Raw genomic sequence first — 17,405 nt, 5'->3', positions numbered from 1 at the left:
TTCAGACGCTGCATACGGCAGCGCGTGATGCCTCCTGCGCGGCGAGCACGACGGCGCGCTTGACCTTGGCGAACGCGCGATTTTCGATCTGTCGAACGCGTTCACTGGAGATGGACAATTCGCGGGCGAGCTGATCGCGCGTGACAGGAGATTCCGTCAACCGCCGCGCTTCGAAGACACGGCGTTCCCGCGCAGCAAGCCCGCCCAGCGCGGCGCGCAAGGCCCTGGTGCGCCGCTCCGTCTGCTCGTGATCGACGAGCACCGTCTCGGCGTCGACCGCCTCATCGACCAGAAGGGCCTCCAACTCGGTTCCATTGTCCTCGCTGCCGACGCGCGCGTTCAGCGACATGTCGCCATTGAGCCGCACGTCCATCTCGAGCACCTCTCGCGCCGTCACCTCCAGCTTCCCGGCGATCAACTCGGCGACGTCAGGCGTAAGCCCAGTCATTGCACTGCCGGTGGCCTTCCTGATCTCGCTGCGGAGTTTGAAGAACAGCTTCTTCTGCGCGGCCGTCGTTCCGATCTTCACCAGGGACCATGACCGCAGGATATATTCGTGAATGGCGGCCTTGATCCACCAGATCGCATAGGTCGAAAAGCGGGCGCCGCGGCCGGGTTCGAAGCGAGACGCTGCGATCACGAGACCCAAATTCGCTTCCGCGATCAGATCGACCAACGGCAGGCCATATCCCTGATAGCCGCGCGCCAGCTTGGCGGCGAGCCGAAGATGGCTGGTGACGAGTGCATCCGCTGCGCCGCGGTCCCGCGTTTCCTGCCAGCTACGCGCCAGCTGCTGCTCCTGCCCCGGCTCAAGCAGGTCGAAGCGCCTGATGGCCGCAGAATAGGCGCTGAGGAACGGCGTCAACATCGATGCGCCCGGCACGGTGACCGGATCGCGCCTTGCAATTTCGTGGCTAGTCTGCATTCGTCACTCCCACACTCAAATCCGGCTGACCATTCGCGAAAGCATCGCGCTTCATTTGGCTCATCCCATCTGGCTGGCGCCTGCATGCAGCGCCGTCCGCGACCCGGCGGGTTGCGGATTTGGCCGCTCCTCGGGTCCAGGCAAGGATCTCGACACGCCCTCCTGGCGCCGGTCCGATGATCAGCCGGAAGCCATGCAGCTTGACGATGGCGGCCACCAGGCTCAGCCCTAATCCGACGCCCGGTGTATTGCGCATCCTGTCGGAGCGGTAGAAGCGCCGCAGCACCGCCTCGCGCTCCTGCTCGCTGATGCCGGGCCCGGTATCGCTCACGCTTACGAGCGCGGTGTCATCCTCCGCTTCCAGGGCGAGCTCCACCCGTCCGCCTGACGGCGTGAACTTGATGGCATTGTCGACGAGGTTAGCGACCGCCTCGAACAGCAGGTCGCGGTCTCCCCACACCCGCACATTGCGCTCGACGACGACACCGAGCCCAATGCGTTTGTCCTCGGCGATGGGCTCATAGACGTCGAGGACCTCGCGCAGTATCTCGTCGAGCGCCACGTCGCCGAAGCCGGCCGTGCGACGGTTGTTCTCGATCTCGGTCAGGCGCAGCAAGGCCGTCACGATCGCCAGCGACTGGTCGATGCCGGCGATGGCATTATCCGTAACCTCCTGGAGCTCCTCCAGCGTTGCCGCATGCGTTCGCCCGCGCTCCAGCGCCAGGCGGACGCGCGTGAGCGGAGTTCGGAGATCATGGGCGATATCGTTGCCGACGCTGGCAAGCGCACTGATCATCGTCTCCATCTCGTCGAGCATGCCGTTGACGATCCCAGCCAGCCGCGCAAAGGAATCGTCGGTATCGCCCTCCGGAAGCCGCTCGCGCAGCTCGCCAGCCACAATGCGCTGGACCCGCTGGTTGACCTCCTCGACGCGCCTCTGAGCGCGAAGGCTCAGCCACGCACCGGCGAGCAGGCAGAGGCTGAAGGCCGGCAGCAGGCCCAAGGCCAGGGCCTCGCCCACCACGCTCGATATCTCGCGCGTTTCATCGACGTTCCGGCCCATCACCACGACATCGCCGCCCTCAAGACGCGTGCCGACCGCCCTGACGACTGGAACGTGCAGCACCGGCTTTTCGAACAGATCGAGCCGCACGCCCTGTACCGCTCCGTCTAGCTGGAGCCCGCGCGGCACACGTTCGATGTTGCCGGCAAGGCGGACGCCGGCAGCGTCGAACAGTCCAGCATACTGCACGCCCCTGGAATCCTGCGCGAGATGATCCGCGATGGCGTTGACGCGGCGCGCCGGCGGCAGGTCGGCCATGAAGTGGATCTGCCTGGTGATCATGCGATCGGATCGCGCGACCAGATAATCGTCGAGCTTGAAGTAGACAAATGCAAACAGGGCGACCACGAACAACCCGAAGGCGGCCGCCACAGCCAGAGCCCAAAGGAACGTGGCGGAGCGGATCAACTGAATCTGGTGCATCGCCCGCCCCTATTGCCGCGAGCGCAGGACGAAGCCGGAGCCGCGCACATTGTGGATGAGCTGTACCTCTCCGGGGCCATCGACCTTGTGGCGAAGGCGGCCCATATGCACGTCGATCAGGTTCGTGGTCGCCGGCACGAACTTGTAGTTCCAGACTTCCTCGAGCAGCATCGCGCGCGTCAGCAATTGGTCGTTCCGGCGCATCATGTATTCGAGCAAGCGGAATTCGCGGGGTAGCAGGTCGAGCTCGCGCCCGCCGCGTCGTGCGGTGCGCTCGATCAGATCGAGCTCGAGCGGTCCGACATGCAAAATGGTTTCACGGCAGTCGGTCGGACGGCGCAGCAATGCCTCGATCCGCGCGACCAGCTCGACCAGCGCGAACGGCTTTGTGAGATAATCGTCTCCGCCCATGCGCAGTCCGCGCACCCGATCGTCCACCGCGCCGAGCGCGCTCAGCACCAGCACGGGCGTTCTGACCTGATCCTTGCGCAGCGTTTCGATAACGGAGAGCCCGTCCATCCCCGGCAGCATCCGATCGACGATCATGGCGTCGGGGCTCGATGCGCGCGCCCGGTTGAGACCGTCAACGCCGTCGCCGGCCCATTGCACCTCGAAGCCGCGATCGGCGAGCTCGGCAACGATCGCCTCGGCGGTCTCGGCGTCGTCCTCGATCAGGAGAATCCGGTTCATGAGCTTCGTCCCATGGTCCGCCCAGCGCTTTGGCGCACGGCGGGACAGCACGGGTTCGGCGTCGCGCAATGTCATGCTCAGTGCCCGCGCTCGTCGGACGCGCGGCGCTGATGCCGCCTGATGCGGGCCGCCCCCTGCAGCATGAGGTAATGCTGCGGCGCGCGCGGTGCCATTAAATTGCGGTTCATGTTGTCAGCTGCGCGCGTCGCCAACAGCACGAGCGCGTGAATTATGCGTGTTACAAACGTAATGATCATCTTGCGGGCTCCGCTCTGAACTGCGCTACGTCAAGCATATGTTGTCAACGCGCCATCGGTCGTCCGGGGGGCCACGGATGTTATGGATTCGCACGATCGTGCTCGCGACGCCGCATCGGCTCACACGCGGTTGAAATGCGGTGAGCAATTCGTGCATTTGAATCGCGGCCCATCGTTCACATCTGGATAGCGAGCCGGCTTGGTTCGGCCTGACGTCATCAATGGAGAGAGCGAATGACCACGTCCAAACTGTTGTCGATGGGATTGATTGCCGCCGCCATGCTGGGCGGACCCGTCATGGCGCGCGAGCACCATCGCGTCGTGCGGCAGCCTGCGGTCGAAGCCGATACGGTCGCGAGCAACGCTCAGTTCTATTATCCGGGCGAGCGCGCCTGCGTCCCCGCGCCGCGCGTCGGAGCCTTCGCGACCGCGCCGTGGACCGGCAACAACGTGCCTTGCGAGCCGGGCACGGGCTACTGATCGCGCCAATGCGACCGGCCGCGTAACTCCGCCGGACGCTGCTGATGGAACGACAGGGAGCGGGCTGCTCGGTTCAGCCCGCTCCCTTCCGCGCGTCGCGGGCACGCGTAGCGCGATCACCTGCGCGAGCGTCGCGCCTCATGTCTGACGCCGAATTCAGTTGGATTGCCGCGCCCCGCGCCTACCTCTCTTTCATCACTCGCTCGACCATCAGCAGCCTCGCGCAAGGCGCGACGCGGCAGCGGGCATCACGGATGGCCGGGCAGCTCAACACGAGAGGAGTTTTCCATGACACGCACGATCATGATTCTGGCGACGGCAGCGCTCGCCTCGACCCTCGCCATCGGCGCAGCCAACGCGCACGGCGGCGGCGGTGGCCACGGCGGCTTTGGCGGCGGCGGCTTCGGCGGCGGACATGCGGGCTTCGGCGGTGGCGCGCATTTCGGCGGCATGGGCCATGAGGGAGGCTTTGGCGGGGGCGCCCGGTTCGGCGGCGAGCACCTCGGCTTCGGCGGACATGCCGGCGGCCTCCGCCAGCACGCGTTTCACCACTACGGCCGCTTCCGTTCCGGATATGGACTCTACGGCGCCTATCCGGATTGCTATGACTGGTACGAGTTTCATCCGTACCAGCCGTTACCGTTGAGCTGCAGCTAATCTACACGCTCAACTCCCATCGCTCCGGACCAACGGCCGTCGGCGCCAGGCGTTTGCTGCTGCCATGCAGCAGCCCTGGCGCTGCCGAGGCTTTCACAAACTGCGGTGACGTGCAATCGAGGCGAGATCCGGTGCAAAGCCAAGCCCCGGCTCTTCGCCCAGGCTGACCGTACCGTCCGTCACATCGGCAACGGGACCGCAGAAGAGGTCGCGCAGCGGATTGTCGTTGATGTCGACCTCGAGCCAGCCGTCGCCCCCGACGCTCGCCAAAAGGTGCGCCGAGGCAAGCAGCCCAATGCCGCCACCGAGATAATGCGGGCAGAACGTCTTGCCCGATTTCAGGACGTCACGCGCGACGCCGGCGCAGGCGCTGAGCCCGCCCCATTTCGCGATGTCGGGCTGAACCACGCCGAGCACGTCTTCGGCGAGAACTTCCTTGAATCCCTCGACGCTGGAGATGTTCTCGCCCGCGGCGATCGGCATCTTCGCGGCCATCCGCAGCCTGCGCCACTCCTCGCGCGGCCGGTCGGCGCGGATGGGTTCCTCCAGCCAGCGTAGATCGAATGCGGCCAATCGCGGCAGCATTTCCAAGGCCTGGGCAACGGACCATCCCTGATTGGCATCGGTAGCGAGCATGCCCGTGCCGATGATGGCGCGCAGTGCGACGAGATTGGCGAGGTCGGTCTCGGCACCGAAGCCGACTTTCAGCTTCAGCGCACGATGACCGCGCTTGAGCGCAACTTCGGCCGTCTGCGCGGCGCCGCCGGGATTGATGCCGCTGGCGTACACCTTGATCTTGCGCGATTGTCCGCCGAGCAGCCGCCACAGCGGCAAGTTCCGGCGTCGCGCGAAAAGATCCCATAGCGCGAGATCGATGCCCGAGATCGCCTGCGCGAACGGACCAGGCTCGCCGCATTGGAGCGCCAGCACTTCGGTGCCCCCGGTCAGGGCCCCGAAAGCCCGACCAGGACCGTCGAATTTGCGCCCGACGAGGCCCGGCGCAAGCACCTCGTTGATGAGCCGGGCGCGATGCTCCGAGCCTGGCGCTGGAAAGTTGGACCAGGCTTCACCCCATCCCTCGACGCCGTCCTCGTCGACAGCGCGAACGAAGACGGCGGGACGGTTGAGCATCTTGCCGAACGACGTCACCACCGGCGTTGCCAGCGGGTAGCGGTAGCAGAACGCCTCGATCGAACGGATGGTGAAGCTGTCAGTCATACTGCAGATCCTGCGAGACCACGCCGAACCGCTACCATCTTAGTAGGCGCGCGCGAAGTCACCTTCCTGCTTGATATCGCTGAATACCGGAAAGCGCGCCTTCCAGGGCGTGCCCTTGGCCGTGGTCAGCTGGTTGAGCCGCTCCAGCACGCCGAGGCCATCCTTGCGCAGGCTTGCGGAGACCGCCGCGCGGTCTGGAAAATTCTTCAGGACGGCATCGAGCCAGATGGTGCGGCCTGCCAGGAATCCGCTTGCCCCCGCGGCATAGGAGTAGTCGAGCACACGCTCAAACTTTTCGGGCGCTGCACCGCCCGACAGCAGCACCCAGGGGATGCTCCGCTCGCGGCAGATATCGCCGATCGCATCGAACTCCTTTTGCGCGGCCTTGGCCTCCGCGCTGCCGTCGCGGGCCGGCAGGCCGTTGGCTGCCAGCGGGCTCTCCAGCTTGAGAAGATCGACGTTGTATTCGGGTTTGGCGAACTCGCGCACACTGTCGATGACGAGCTGAGGAAGCTTGCCGGGCGATTCCACGTAATCGGCCGTGTGATTGGCACTGCCGAGGAACGGATAGACCAGCAACTCGAGCACGTAGGGAATGTCGTGGCGGGCGCAGTCATCGCCGATCTCCCGCACGAACTTCTTCTGATGCTCGTTCACCGCGGCATCGGCGTCCGGCCGGTACCAGGCCAGCACCTTGACAGCGTCACCGCCCATGGCTCGGATCTTTTCCACGCTCCAATTGGTGATGGCGCGCGACTTGCGGCCACCCGCGGTCTCCTCGACGCGATGCTCTTCCAGAGTCATGATCAGGCCGCAGCGCGGCGGCAACAGATCGATCGCAGCAGGCACGGCAAAGTTCGGGTCGAACAGCATCGAGCTGCAATGCGGCGCGAGGTTCTCGACGAGAAGGCGCTTGGCCGCCGTGACGTCGGAATATTCGACCTGATCCCGCGTGATGCCCTTTGCTTTCGCGATGGCGTCGAACAGTGGCGGCCGCTGATCCAGCGCGACCATGCGAAAGTGGCCATCCGCGTCAGCAAGCCGTGCCAGGCCGCGGTTCTTTCCAATCGTTCTCATGGCTTCGTCCTCATGAATACAAGACACTCGTTGATGGCAGGGATTCCATTGCGGCCGCCGGCGTGGCGGCATTTCATGGCGGCCGTGGCCGCCGAAAAAGTCATGGCAGCGCGTATGTCGAGACCGGCGCCGATCGCCAGCGCATAGGCGCCATGGAAGACGTCGCCCGCGCCAGTAGTGTCGACGACGTCGACGGCATAGGCGGCCTGCCGGTGCAGCTGGCCGTTCTCATACCAGCTGACACCGCCCTCGCCGCGCGTGACCGCGATGACCCGGCAACCGAAGCGCGCAAGCGCTGCAAGAGATTCATCTTTGGCCGAGCCGGCAAAGGCGGCGAGCGCGGGCTCGGAGAAGATCGCGTGGTCGGTCGACGGCAGCAGCCGCTCGAACACCTCGGCATCGGCCATGTCGCCGTCAAGCACCGTCGGGATGCCACGCGCTCGCGCCTCACGGAACAGCGTCGCCGCGCCTTCGACCCAGCGCGGATCCGCCAGCACGGACGATGCGCGCGCAACGGCTTCGAGTGGAAGCCAGTCTGCGGCCTCCGGAAAGAGGCCACGGAAATTGACGATCTGCCGCTCGCCGCTGCTGTCGACGATGATCCCGGAGACCGACGAACGACCATCGGGAAACAGCCGGAAATTCTCGACATCGACGCCTTCAGCGATGAAAGCCGACTTCATTTCTTTGCCGGCGGCATCATTCCCTGCCCGCCCCCAGAACGCGACAGACGCGCCGAGCTTTGCCACTGCCACACTCGCATTGGCGGCCATGCCGCCGCCAAGCGTGCCGTATTCGAGGGCCTTGATCTTCTCGCTTCCACCCGCGAACGGCCGATCGACGCGCCAGACCTGGTCGAGCGCGGACAGGCCGAGGCAGATCACGTGCACGGGCCTCGCCCTGGACGCGACGTCCGCCAGCGCGGAGAGATCACCAATGTTGGCCGACGCGCTCACCGCAGGACCAGTCCCTTGGCAGAGTCAAACAGATGCGTCTTGCCCGGCTGCGGACGCAGATTGATGCGATCGCCGACCTTCGGCCGCAGCGCCGGATCGACCCGCGCAATGGCGGAGCCGCCGGCGAGATCGAAATGGATCAGCGTATCCGAGCCGAGCGGCTCGACCAGCTTGACGTTGATGGCGATACCATCGGCAGCATCGGTAGCGACGGCAAAATGTTCGGGGCGAATGCCCAGCACGGCGTTGCCGGCCTTACTCAGGTTGCTCGCGGTCTCGCCGTCCAGCGGCACCACCGTTCCACCTTGCGAAAGGATCGCACGCTCCTGACGCCACTCGACCGGGAAGAAGTTCATCGCGGGCGAGCCGATGAAGCCGGCGACGAACTGGTTAGCCGGCCGCTCATAGACCGCCTCGGGCGTATCGTATTGCTGGATCGTGCCGCTCTGGAGCACCACGATCCGGTCGGCCATCGTCATGGCTTCGATCTGATCATGGGTGACGAAGACCATGGTGGTCTTCAGCTCCTGCGACAGCGCCTTGATCTCGGCGCGCACCTGCCCGCGCAGCTTGGCGTCGAGATTGGACAGCGGCTCGTCGAACAGGAAGGCCTTGGGGTTACGCACGATGGCGCGCCCCATGGCGACGCGCTGGCGCTGGCCGCCGGAGAGCTCCTTCGGCTTACGGTCGAGATAAGGCTCGATGTGCAGCAACGCGGCGGCACGTTTCACCCGGGCGTCGATCTCCGCTTTCGGCGTGCCGCGCAGCTCCAGCGCAAACGACATGTTGTCGTAGACTTTCATGTGCGGATAGAGCGCGTAGTCCTGGAACACCATGGCGATATCGCGCTGCGCGGCCTGCACGCCGTTGACGCGCTTGTCGCCGATATAGAGGTCGCCTGACGAGATCGGCTCCAGGCCGGCGATGATACGCAGCAAGGTCGATTTGCCGCAGCCAGACGGGCCGACGAACACGACGAACTCGTGGTCCGCGATCTCCAGATTGAGATCGGGGATCACAGTGAAATTGCCGTAGCGTTTGGTGAGATTTCGGATCGAGATCGAGGCCATGATCGCTCAGTCCAGCGCCAGCACGGGCTTGATCAGCTCGCCCTTGGCGAACCGGGCGAAATTCTCGGGCAGAGCCGACAGGCCGAACTCGCCATCGACCAGGACGCGGTATTCATCCTTGTACTTGCGCAGCAGCTCGACATTCGGCTCGAAATCCGAGACCGGGAAATAGAAGGTCCGGATCATATAGAAATCCTTGCGACGGAAGACCTTGCCTTCCTCGATGGTCCAGGGCGCGGCGTTCTCGCCGACCAGCACCAGCGCGCCGCGCGGCAGAACCAGCTCGATGCCGAGATTGCGCGCCGCATGGGCGCCGGAGCATTCCATAATGAGGGCGAAGCGCTTGGAGGTATCGCCGACCGGGTGCGCCTTCGCGCCGAAGGACTGCGCGATCTTCAACCGCGCCGCGTTGGGATCGGCGACGTAGATATCGCCATAGCCGAGCGCGCGGAGCGCCAGCACCACGCCGAGGCCGACCGGCCCCGCCCCCATGACGAGGACCGGACCTGCCTCACTCGCTGGCACCACGCGACTGACGAAGCGCACGGCGTGCCCCGACGTGCCGATGGTGTCGAGCAGCAGCGGCGCGAGGCTGTCCTCGATATCGTCAGGCACCGGCAGCAGGCAGTTTTCGGGCACCGGAACGTATTCGGCATAGCCGCCTGGCCTGTTCCAGCCGATCAGGCTCGAGACTTCCAGGCACATCTGGGTGTCCCCGCGCTTGCAGGCCGCGCAGTGGTCGCAATGAAGCGGGATATAAACGGCGCAGCGGCGGCCATGCAGCCGGTGACCAGGCTGCTCGACGACGCCAAAGATCTCGTGACCGGCGGTGAACTCGGCGCCCTTGTGCCAGAGCTTGAAGTCCGAGCCGCACAGCGCGGTGCGCGAGACGCGCACCAGCACCTCGCCGGCGCCGACTTCGGGCATCGCAACACGCTCGATGGTGATGCGGTCGTTGCCGTGGAAGACCGCGGCCTGCATGATCGAATTCGGATGGGGCGATACGTTCATCAGATACCTAGCCTTTCACCGCGCCGAGCGTCAGTCCGGACACCAGCCAGCGCTGAACCAGGGCGGCGAGCACAAGCGGCGGCAATGCGATCAGCGTCGCCGCGGCCATGAGGGCGCCCCATTGCGTCGAGCCTTCGCCGATGAAGTTGAAGGCCGCCGCGATCAGCGTCTTGGTGTCGCCATTGGAGAGCACCAGCGCAAACAGGAAGTAGTTCCAAGAGAAGACGAAGGCGAGGATCGCGGAGACAGCCACGCCGGACGCCACCAGCGGCAGCGCGATGCGCCAGAGGATGCGCGTGACGCTGCATCCGTCGACCTGCGCCGCCTCGAACACGCTGCGTGGTATGCCGTCGAACGACGGCAGCAAGACCCAGATCACGATCGGCAGCGTGATCACGGCATGGCTGAGGATCAGCGCGGTGTACGAGCCGATCATGCCGATTTGCCGGAACATGACGTACCACGGCAGCAGAAACAGAGTGCCCGGCGCCATGCGCGCTGCGAGCGTCAGGATCGCCGGCCATGAGATGCGCGTCCAGGAGACGGCGAAAGCGGCGGGAATTCCAAACAGCAGGCCGAGCGCGGTCGAGCCGACCGTGACGATCAGGCTGTTGAGCGCGTAGCTGAGGAACGGCGTGGTCTTGGTCAGCTCGACATAGTTCTCCAGCGTCGGCGTGAAGATCAGCGTCGGCGGATAGGCGGTGACCTCGAACGACGGCTTGAACGAGGACAGCACCATCCAGACCGTCGGCGCCATGATGAGCACGCCGGCGAGCACGAGCTGCAGCGTGTTGAGCCAGCGGATCCAGCGATCGGTGGTGGCTGCGTCGGTCATGAGGTCACCACGCCACCGCGCCGCGCAGGCGGTTGAAGGCGAGCAAGGCGCCGAACACGATCGCCGTCAGCGTCAGCATCAGGGCGCTGGCATAGCCGATGTTGAAGAATTCGAAGCCGACCCGGAAGCCGTAGATGTTGAGCGTGTTGGAAGCGTTGCCCGGGCCGCCCTGAGTGGTGATGTAGATGATGTCGAAGAAGCGCAGGAGATCGACGCTGCGCAGGATCGCCGCGGTGACGATGGTCGGCAGCAGCAGCGGCAGCGTGATGCGCTGGAACGTCTTGAACGGCGATGCGCCGTCGATCTGCGCGGCCTCGTAGACGCTCGGCGGCAGCGACTGCAGCCCGCCCAGTACGATCAGCGCGACGTAAGGCGTCCACTGCCAGCTGTCGATCAGCGCCACGGTCGGAATGACCCATGTCGGCGAGGCCAGCCAGTCCGAGGGCGGCAGGCCGAGCGATTGCAGGATATAGTTGGCGGCGCCCAGCGACGGATCGAGGATGACCAGCCACATCATGCCCGCCACCACCGGCGGCATCATGAAGGGCGAGATGAACAGCGAGCGCACGATGCCCGGCAGGCGCTTGGCGTGGAACAGCACCAGCGCCAGCCAGACGCCGAAGACGAGCTGGAGCACCAGCGACAGCACATAAAGCGCGATGGTGACCCACAGTCCGTGCCAGAACTCGTAGTCCGAAATCAACTTCGAATAATTGGCGAGGCCCGCGAACGACTGCTTGCCGGTCGAGGAGAACGTCTGGAAGCCGAGCCAGATCGTATAGAGGACCGGAAACGCGATCATCGCGACCGTGAAGATCACGGCCGGTGCCGAAAGCGCCGCCATCTCCAGCTTCTGCCGGTCCTGCGTCAGTGTCGCAGCCGTGTCCGACATGCGTTGGTGTCCTCGATCGAATTAGGTGCCGGCAGGCAGCTTGCCTACCGGCAAGAGGCCGTTAATTCAGTGCGATCAGCGCATCGAGCGCCTTGTCGGCATCCGCGCAGGCTTGGTCGATCGGCTTCTGCTTCAGGATCAGGTCCTGCACCGCCTGCCCGATGAACTCGCGCGATTGCGGATTGGCGACGATGGGATAGCCGACTTCGGACGAACCCTTGGTGGCGAGCACGTCGAGCGCGGCCTGCCATTCCTTCCGCACCGGCTCCTCGTCGATCCACTTGCGATATTCGGGATCGTTGGCGACGGACGGGCGCGGCGGCGCGATGCCCTGGAGCGCCATCTTCTTCTGCACCTCGGGGCTGGTCGCCCATTGCACGAAGTACCAGGCCGCATCCGGCTGCTTGCTGTGCGAGGACACTGCCATGCCCCAGCCGATCGTGGTCGGCACCTGGCCGGCATCGCCCGCCGGGAACGGCAGCAGGCCGGTGTCCTTCAGGCGCGCACCGCCTTCCATCACCGTGCGCAGCTCATTCGAGGATTCGAACGCCATTGCGGCGCGGCCGCCGCGATAGAGCGCCGAAATCTGCTGGAAGCTGTAGTTGACGACGCCGGGCGGTCCGAAGTCGCGCAGCAGCCGGCTATAGGTGTCAAGCGCCTCCTTGCCCTTGGCCGAACAGAGGTTCGACTTGCCGTTGGCGATGTATGTGCCGCCGATATTGTGCAGCAGGTTGCTGAAGGTGTAGGCGACCGCCGGCTTGAGGCCGCGCGAGACGAACGGCGTCACCGTGCCATCGCAGGTCTTGATCTTCTCGGCCGCAGCCTCGACGTCCTTGATCGTCTTCGGCGCATCGAGGCCGCACTTCTTGAAGATGTCGGTGCGATAATAGAAGATCGGCCCTTCGAGATTCATGGGCATGCTGGTGAGCTTACCGTTGAAGGTCGCGGCCTTGAGCAGGGCCTGGCTCACCCCGCTCGGATCATAGTCCTTGGCGACCTCGTTCTTGGCCATTGTCGTGAGATCAGCGTACCATCCGGCCGCCGCGAACTGCTCGCCCTCGCGCGAAGGCAGCGTCATGAACACGTCGACCTCGTCGCTGTTCGCATTCATGACGGTGACCAGACGCTGGCGCATCTGCTGTTCCTGATAACCGTCGACCTTCAGGGTCATGCCGGTCAGCTTCTCGAAATCAGCTTTGTAGGTCAGCAGCGCCTGCGAGACCGGATTATTGTTGGCGAGAAAGGTGACGGTCTTGCCCTTGAACTTCATCCAGTCGAAATCGGCGGCGCGCGCCTGCGCGCTGACGGCAATCGCGAGAACGGGCAACGCGACATGCGTCGCGAGCATCCTGGCCTTCATCGAACTCTCCTCCCGGCTGGCCGCCTTAAGCTGGCGGACCATTTTGAACACGTTTGAGCACCACTGAAAACGGTTACAAAATAAACCTCACATCCGCCCTGTCAAGCATGGACAAGCTGCACAATCCACGGCAGATTTGCGACATTATCGCTACCGAGCGGCTCCCTACGCAAGATGTAACGTTACATTCATGAGACTGACCAACGCCAAGTCTGTGAAGCAGGGCATCCGCGCCGTGGCGGCCCGCGCCGGCGTCTCGACGGCATCGGTCTCGCGCGCCCTCAACAATCCCAACGCGGTGAGCCCGTCCTTACGCGCGCGCATCGAGCAGGCCATCGACGCGCTCGGCTACATCCCGCATGCGCCGGCACGGATCCTCTCATCGCGCCGCTCGCGCACGCTCGGCGCGATCGTGCCGACCATCGACAACACGATGTTCGCGCGCGGCATTGCCTCGCTGCAGCAGTATCTGTCCTCGGTCGGATACATGCTGTTCCTCACCACCAGCGGCTACGACCTCGACGTCGAATTGCAGCAGGCGCGCAATCTGATCAGCCGCGGTGTCGACGGCCTCGTGCTGCGCGGCGATTGCCATCACGACGGATTGCGAAAACTGCTCGCCGACAATGCGGTGCCCTTCATCAATGTCGGCATCTATCAGCCTGACCGCCCCTACCCTTGCGTCGGCACCGACAATGAGGCCGCAGCCCATCGCGCCGCCGCACATGTCATCGAGCTCGGCCATCGCCGGATCGGGATCGTCTCTGCGCTCCAGCGCAACAATGACCGCGCCAGCGCCCGCGTCGCCGGCTTCCGCCGCGCGCTCGCCGAGAACGGCCTCGAGCTTCCCCCGCAATGGCATGTCGAGGTGCCCTATACGCTCGACGACGCCCGCGAGGCGGCCCGCTATCTCCTCAACCTCAAGGACCGCCCGACGGCCGTAGTCTGCGGCAACGACGTCATCGCCTATGGCGTGCTGCTCGAGGCGGAGCGCGACGGATTCTCGGTGCCGCGCGATCTGTCGGTCGTCGGCTTCGACGATCTCGACTGGAGCCGCCATTTGCGGCCGAGCCTGACCACGATCCACGTCCCGACCGGAGAAACCTGGCAGCGTGCGGGCGAATATCTGGTCCGAAGCCTCGCCGGCGAGCAGACCATCATGCACCGCGAGATCGACTTCTCGCTGGTGGTCCGTGAATCGACTGCTCCTCCTCCGAAATCCCTGAAGTGAGACACGCGCGATGAATTCCAACTTTTCTCTCGCACCCGGCTTTCATGCCGTCGTGATCGGCGGCGCCGGCGACATCGGCGCTGCGATCAGCAACCAGTTTTGCGACCTCGGCGCGACTGTCACGGCAACCGGTGCCAACGATACCGATCTTGCCCGCACCCTGCTCAAGCCACGCGCGGGCCTCACGCTCGCGACGCTGGATGTCACCGATGATGCGGCTGTCATGTCATTCGCCCGCCAGCACAAGCGCGTCGACGCGCTGGTCAATTGCGCCGGCATTCTTGCACGCGACAAGGAATTCGAGATCGAGACTTTCATGAAGGTGCTCGACGTCAATCTCACCGGCACGTTCCGGACCTGCATGGCATTCCGTCCGCTGCTCGCGCAGAGCAAGGGTTCGATCGTCAACATCGCCTCGATGAATGCGACGCTGGCGCTGCCGCGCATCCCTGCCTATTGCGCCAGCAAGGGCGGCGTCGTGATGTTGACCAAGGCACTCGCCCTCAAATGGGCCGAGGAAGGTATCCGCGTCAATGCGGTGGCACCCGGCTACATCGAAACCGCGATCAACGCCGCCGGCCGCACCGATCGCGCACATTATCAACGCATCGCCGACCGCACTGCCTTCAAGCGCTGGGGACAACCAGAGGACATTGCCGGCGCAGTCGCATTCCTCTGCATGCCGGCGTCGCAATATGCGACGGGTACGGTGGTCGCGGTGGACGGCGGATTCCTTGCGGGATGAGTTAGAACGATCCGAACATCGACCCCAGGATCAGGACGGCAACGAGCGCGATGATGCAGCTGACGATCACGGTCATCACCATGTCGAGATAGCTTTCACGGTGGGTGAGACCACTGATCTGCAACAGCAGGAGCACGGTGCCGTTGTGGGGAAGCGCGTCCAGTGTACCGGCGCTCATCGTCGTGATGCGATGCATCAATTCCGGAGCGAGGTGGTGCTCGGCCGCGAGGCGCATGAAGTCGTCGCCGAACGCGTTGAGGACGATGGCCATGCCGCCGGACGCGGTCCCGGTCAACCCCGCCAGGACATTCATCGAGACGGCCAGCGAGACGAGCGGTCCGCCCTGAATCGAGAAGACCGCGTCGCGAACCGTCGCAAATGCCGGTAGTGCGGCCACGACTGCGCCGAAGCCGACAAGACTCGCGATCATCAGCATCGGCAACGCGGCGGAATTCGCTCCGGCGTCGAGACTTTCGCGCACGGAGGGCAAGCGTCGCAGGTTGACGAGAAGGACGGTCAGGTTTGCTGCAACGAGCGCTACGATGACTGACCAGACGCCGGACACGGCCCCGATGGTCGTGCCGCCCCACTGCTCCTCCGATAGAAACGAAAAATCGAGTCGCGGGAACACCACAAGCGACATCAGGAAGTTCGTGCCAATGACAACGACCAGGGGCAGCACGGCGAGCGCGAAGCTAGGCCCACTTTCGGCTGGCTTGCCATGCGGCAGCTCGGCCGGATCGAAGTCGCCTGCGGGGGCCGCCTGCTCGCGAACCATCTCGCTGACGACCGGCGCGACATCGACCCCGCCGCCGTACCCCTCGCCGGCCTTGAGTGCAGCCGCCTCGGCCCGACGTAGCCACCACATTCCGAAGACGAAAATGATAATCGACGCGATAATACTGAGGCCGGGAGCCGCGAAGGTGGTGGTGCCGAAGTACGGCATCGGAATGGCGTTGTTGACTGAGGGCGTTCCGGGCATCACCGACATCGTGAACGTGAATGCACCGAGCCCGATCGTTGCCGGCAACAGACGGCGCGGCAGGTCCGCGGCCCGGAACATCTCGTGCGCCATCGGCACCAGCACGAAGAATGCGACGAACACGCTCACGCCGCCGTAGGTCACGATCGCCGAGGCGATCACCACCGCCAATATCGTGCGGCTGGTTCCCAGCCTTTTCGTCAGACCTCGCGCGATGGCGCTGATCGAGCCGCTGTCCCCCATCAGCTTGCCGAACAGGCCACCCAGCATGAACATGGGAAACCATTGCGCGACGAACCGCGCCGCCCCGCTCATGAATGTTTGCGTCCATTGCGCCAGCAACGGTTCGCCCGAGAATGCGGCCGCGATGAGCGCCGCCAGCGGAGAGACCAGCAGCACGCTGACGCCCCGGTACGCGAGCCACATCAGCAGCGCTAGTCCGACCAACACCCCAAGCAATCCCATGGTGCACCTTCCAGCAATTTCGGAGCGATGATCGCCGCGTTGCGGATCAAGCTCCTGCGACAGGCTTTTCGACGTCGTTGGCGGCAGGAGCGACCGTCTCCAACCGCTGTCGCGGCAGCAGGAACAGCCACGTCACCAGGACAAAGGGCGCCGTAAGCGCCGGGATGGCAAACGGGGTCAACGCCACGTTCAGGGCTGCCTGAGCGATCACCGTGAACACCGTCGCAAGGGCTGCGTAGGCCACGACGCGCCAGCTCGGCCGATAAAAGACGGTCCCAAGCGCGATCGCCGTCAGAACCGGACTGAACCCAAGCAGGCCACCGGTGATCAGGTCACTCTCGGCGCCGAAAAGATGGGCCGTCAGCACAGCCAAGACCGCTCCCCCGAGCGCGAAGGCGGCTGCTGCGAGGGAGCTCACAGCAAGCCCCGCAAGCAGGAGCAGCGCTGAGATGCCGCTGCCTTTCAGAAATACCTGGGAGATGCTCAGGATCACGCCATTGCCGAGGTCGATCAGCTGGAGCGGGTTCGCCTTGTAGGGTTGGAAGGCGGTCACGACTGCGCCGGACGGCAGCGCCGTTCCCGCAAGGCCGGAAAACCCATACGTAGCCAGCAAGAGCAGCCACGTCGTGAGCACGAACGGAAATGTGAGCGCGCCTCCCCAAGGCTTGACGACGTTCGTGGTGGCAAGCATCACGACCACGGAGACGGCCGCCCCCAAGATCACATACACCCAAAGCAGCGGTCCGGGCGCCAGGAACGTTGCCAGCGCAAGGCCGACGAGAATGCCGTTGAAGCCATAGAGACCGGAATGAAGCGGCTCGCTTTCGACGTGAAGCCATAGCGCCGTCAGGTTCGAGACGATAACCGCGAGCACGCCGGCGATCGCGACCTGGGGTGTGCCGGCAGCGTAGGAGCCCCAGGCGATCGCGGCGAGGAAGAGCGCCCCGCTCAGCGGATTATCCTGGAACATGACCTGTCCAATGCCGCGCAGATTGGTGTCCAGGAACCGCAACGCGCCTGACGACACCGAGAGGCTTTCCCAGTTGGCCAAGATCTTTTCCATTGCTG

Annotated in this window: 18 protein-coding genes; 4 read left to right on the top strand and 14 right to left on the bottom strand. The window is 64.7% G+C overall.

What is annotated here, in order from left to right:
- Position 1: 1 nt before the first annotated feature.
- From rpoH to WN72_RS18065, 4 genes are all read right to left on the bottom strand, one after another.
- A complete protein-coding gene (gene rpoH, locus WN72_RS18080; protein WP_092217444.1) occupies positions 2-925 on the bottom strand; it encodes an RNA polymerase sigma factor RpoH in 924 nt (307 codons plus the stop codon).
- Positions 915-2,411: a sensor histidine kinase gene (locus WN72_RS18075; protein ID WP_244553826.1), complete on the bottom strand. Its 1,497-nt coding sequence runs from the start codon at positions 2,409-2,411 to the stop codon at positions 915-917. Before WN72_RS18075 ends, rpoH begins: the two co-directional genes overlap by 11 nt.
- Before the next feature lie 9 nt (positions 2,412-2,420).
- A complete protein-coding gene (locus tag WN72_RS18070; protein ID WP_027559096.1) occupies positions 2,421-3,101 on the bottom strand; it encodes a response regulator transcription factor in 681 nt (226 codons plus the stop codon).
- Between the two features lie 77 nt (positions 3,102-3,178).
- Positions 3,179-3,358, bottom strand: a complete 180-nt coding sequence (locus WN72_RS18065; RefSeq protein WP_092217445.1) for a hypothetical protein — start codon at positions 3,356-3,358, stop codon at positions 3,179-3,181.
- Between the two features lie 234 nt (positions 3,359-3,592).
- On the opposite strand from WN72_RS18065, the gene WN72_RS18060 reads away from it, so the two are divergent.
- A complete protein-coding gene (locus WN72_RS18060) occupies positions 3,593-3,838 on the top strand; it encodes a hypothetical protein (RefSeq protein ID WP_027559094.1) in 246 nt (81 codons plus the stop codon).
- A 288-nt stretch (positions 3,839-4,126) separates the two neighbouring features.
- Complete coding sequence (locus WN72_RS18055) at positions 4,127-4,495, top strand: hypothetical protein (protein ID WP_027559093.1); 369 nt, start codon at positions 4,127-4,129, stop codon at positions 4,493-4,495.
- A 93-nt stretch (positions 4,496-4,588) separates the two neighbouring features.
- Here WN72_RS18055 and WN72_RS18050 read toward each other — a convergent pair whose 3' ends face one another.
- The 8 genes from WN72_RS18050 to WN72_RS18015 all read right to left on the bottom strand — a co-directional run bounded on the left by WN72_RS18050 (position 4,589) and on the right by WN72_RS18015 (position 12,914).
- The gene (locus WN72_RS18050) at positions 4,589-5,713 is read right to left on the bottom strand and encodes a mandelate racemase/muconate lactonizing enzyme family protein (protein WP_092217446.1); all 1,125 of its coding nucleotides are present in this window, start codon (positions 5,711-5,713) and stop codon (positions 4,589-4,591) included.
- Positions 5,714-5,752: 39 nt separating this feature from the next.
- Entirely contained in the window at positions 5,753-6,790 is a 1,038-nt protein-coding gene (locus WN72_RS18045) for a tagatose 1,6-diphosphate aldolase (RefSeq protein ID WP_092217447.1), read from the bottom strand.
- Positions 6,787-7,746: a sugar kinase gene (locus WN72_RS18040; protein ID WP_027559090.1), complete on the bottom strand. Its 960-nt coding sequence runs from the start codon at positions 7,744-7,746 to the stop codon at positions 6,787-6,789. Before WN72_RS18040 ends, WN72_RS18045 begins: the two co-directional genes overlap by 4 nt.
- Positions 7,743-8,816 carry an ABC transporter ATP-binding protein gene (locus WN72_RS18035; protein WP_092217448.1) on the bottom strand — a complete coding sequence of 358 codons (1,074 nt, stop codon included), beginning with the start codon at positions 8,814-8,816 and terminating at the stop codon, positions 7,743-7,745. The genes WN72_RS18040 and WN72_RS18035 overlap by 4 nt, the downstream gene beginning before the upstream one ends.
- Before the next feature lie 6 nt (positions 8,817-8,822).
- Positions 8,823-9,827 carry a zinc-dependent alcohol dehydrogenase family protein gene (locus WN72_RS18030; RefSeq protein WP_092217449.1) on the bottom strand — a complete coding sequence of 335 codons (1,005 nt, stop codon included), beginning with the start codon at positions 9,825-9,827 and terminating at the stop codon, positions 8,823-8,825.
- A gap of 7 nt (positions 9,828-9,834) precedes the next feature.
- Positions 9,835-10,662, bottom strand: coding sequence for a carbohydrate ABC transporter permease (locus WN72_RS18025; protein ID WP_092217450.1), 828 nt, complete (start codon positions 10,660-10,662; stop codon positions 9,835-9,837).
- Between the two features lie 4 nt (positions 10,663-10,666).
- Entirely contained in the window at positions 10,667-11,554 is an 888-nt protein-coding gene (locus WN72_RS18020; RefSeq protein WP_092217451.1) for a carbohydrate ABC transporter permease, read from the bottom strand.
- Positions 11,555-11,615: 61 nt separating this feature from the next.
- Positions 11,616-12,914: an ABC transporter substrate-binding protein gene (locus WN72_RS18015; RefSeq protein ID WP_167380957.1), complete on the bottom strand. Its 1,299-nt coding sequence runs from the start codon at positions 12,912-12,914 to the stop codon at positions 11,616-11,618.
- A 190-nt stretch (positions 12,915-13,104) separates the two neighbouring features.
- On the opposite strand from WN72_RS18015, the gene WN72_RS18010 reads away from it, so the two are divergent.
- Entirely contained in the window at positions 13,105-14,145 is a 1,041-nt protein-coding gene (locus WN72_RS18010) for a LacI family DNA-binding transcriptional regulator (RefSeq protein ID WP_167380958.1), read from the top strand.
- Positions 14,146-14,155: 10 nt separating this feature from the next.
- Entirely contained in the window at positions 14,156-14,890 is a 735-nt protein-coding gene (locus WN72_RS18005; RefSeq protein ID WP_092217454.1) for an SDR family NAD(P)-dependent oxidoreductase, read from the top strand.
- A gap of 1 nt (position 14,891) precedes the next feature.
- On the opposite strand, the gene WN72_RS18000 is transcribed toward WN72_RS18005, so the two are convergent.
- Together WN72_RS18000 and yut are read right to left on the bottom strand one after the other, a co-directional pair.
- Positions 14,892-16,337: a GntP family permease gene (locus tag WN72_RS18000; protein WP_027559082.1), complete on the bottom strand. Its 1,446-nt coding sequence runs from the start codon at positions 16,335-16,337 to the stop codon at positions 14,892-14,894.
- A gap of 46 nt (positions 16,338-16,383) precedes the next feature.
- Positions 16,384-17,400, bottom strand: coding sequence for an urea transporter (gene yut / locus WN72_RS17995; protein ID WP_092217455.1), 1,017 nt, complete (start codon positions 17,398-17,400; stop codon positions 16,384-16,386).
- Positions 17,401-17,405 lie beyond the last annotated feature (5 nt).

Origin of the sequence: Bradyrhizobium arachidis (assembly GCF_015291705.1) — a bacterium.
Lineage (GTDB): Bacteria > Pseudomonadota > Alphaproteobacteria > Rhizobiales > Xanthobacteraceae > Bradyrhizobium > Bradyrhizobium arachidis.
This window is presented reverse-complemented; position numbering and strand designations above follow the sequence as displayed.

Coding starts and splice junctions, on each gene's coding strand:
- WN72_RS18005 (WP_092217454.1), top strand. CDS start 14,156: ATGAATTCCAACTTTTCTCTCGCACCCGGCTTTCATGCCGTCGTGATC.
- yut (WP_092217455.1), bottom strand. CDS start 17,400: ATGGAAAAGATCTTGGCCAACTGGGAAAGCCTCTCGGTGTCGTCAGGC.
- WN72_RS18025 (WP_092217450.1), bottom strand. CDS start 10,662: ATGACCGACGCAGCCACCACCGATCGCTGGATCCGCTGGCTCAACACG.
- WN72_RS18000 (WP_027559082.1), bottom strand. CDS start 16,337: ATGGGATTGCTTGGGGTGTTGGTCGGACTAGCGCTGCTGATGTGGCTC.
- WN72_RS18015 (WP_167380957.1), bottom strand. CDS start 12,914: ATGAAGGCCAGGATGCTCGCGACGCATGTCGCGTTGCCCGTTCTCGCG.
- WN72_RS18020 (WP_092217451.1), bottom strand. CDS start 11,554: ATGTCGGACACGGCTGCGACACTGACGCAGGACCGGCAGAAGCTGGAG.
- WN72_RS18010 (WP_167380958.1), top strand. CDS start 13,105: ATGAGACTGACCAACGCCAAGTCTGTGAAGCAGGGCATCCGCGCCGTG.
- WN72_RS18045 (WP_092217447.1), bottom strand. CDS start 6,790: ATGAGAACGATTGGAAAGAACCGCGGCCTGGCACGGCTTGCTGACGCG.
- WN72_RS18030 (WP_092217449.1), bottom strand. CDS start 9,827: ATGAACGTATCGCCCCATCCGAATTCGATCATGCAGGCCGCGGTCTTC.
- WN72_RS18075 (WP_244553826.1), bottom strand. CDS start 2,411: ATGCACCAGATTCAGTTGATCCGCTCCGCCACGTTCCTTTGGGCTCTG.
- WN72_RS18050 (WP_092217446.1), bottom strand. CDS start 5,713: ATGACTGACAGCTTCACCATCCGTTCGATCGAGGCGTTCTGCTACCGC.
- WN72_RS18035 (WP_092217448.1), bottom strand. CDS start 8,816: ATGGCCTCGATCTCGATCCGAAATCTCACCAAACGCTACGGCAATTTC.
- WN72_RS18060 (WP_027559094.1), top strand. CDS start 3,593: ATGACCACGTCCAAACTGTTGTCGATGGGATTGATTGCCGCCGCCATG.
- WN72_RS18070 (WP_027559096.1), bottom strand. CDS start 3,101: ATGAACCGGATTCTCCTGATCGAGGACGACGCCGAGACCGCCGAGGCG.
- rpoH (WP_092217444.1), bottom strand. CDS start 925: ATGCAGACTAGCCACGAAATTGCAAGGCGCGATCCGGTCACCGTGCCG.
- WN72_RS18055 (WP_027559093.1), top strand. CDS start 4,127: ATGACACGCACGATCATGATTCTGGCGACGGCAGCGCTCGCCTCGACC.
- WN72_RS18065 (WP_092217445.1), bottom strand. CDS start 3,358: ATGATCATTACGTTTGTAACACGCATAATTCACGCGCTCGTGCTGTTG.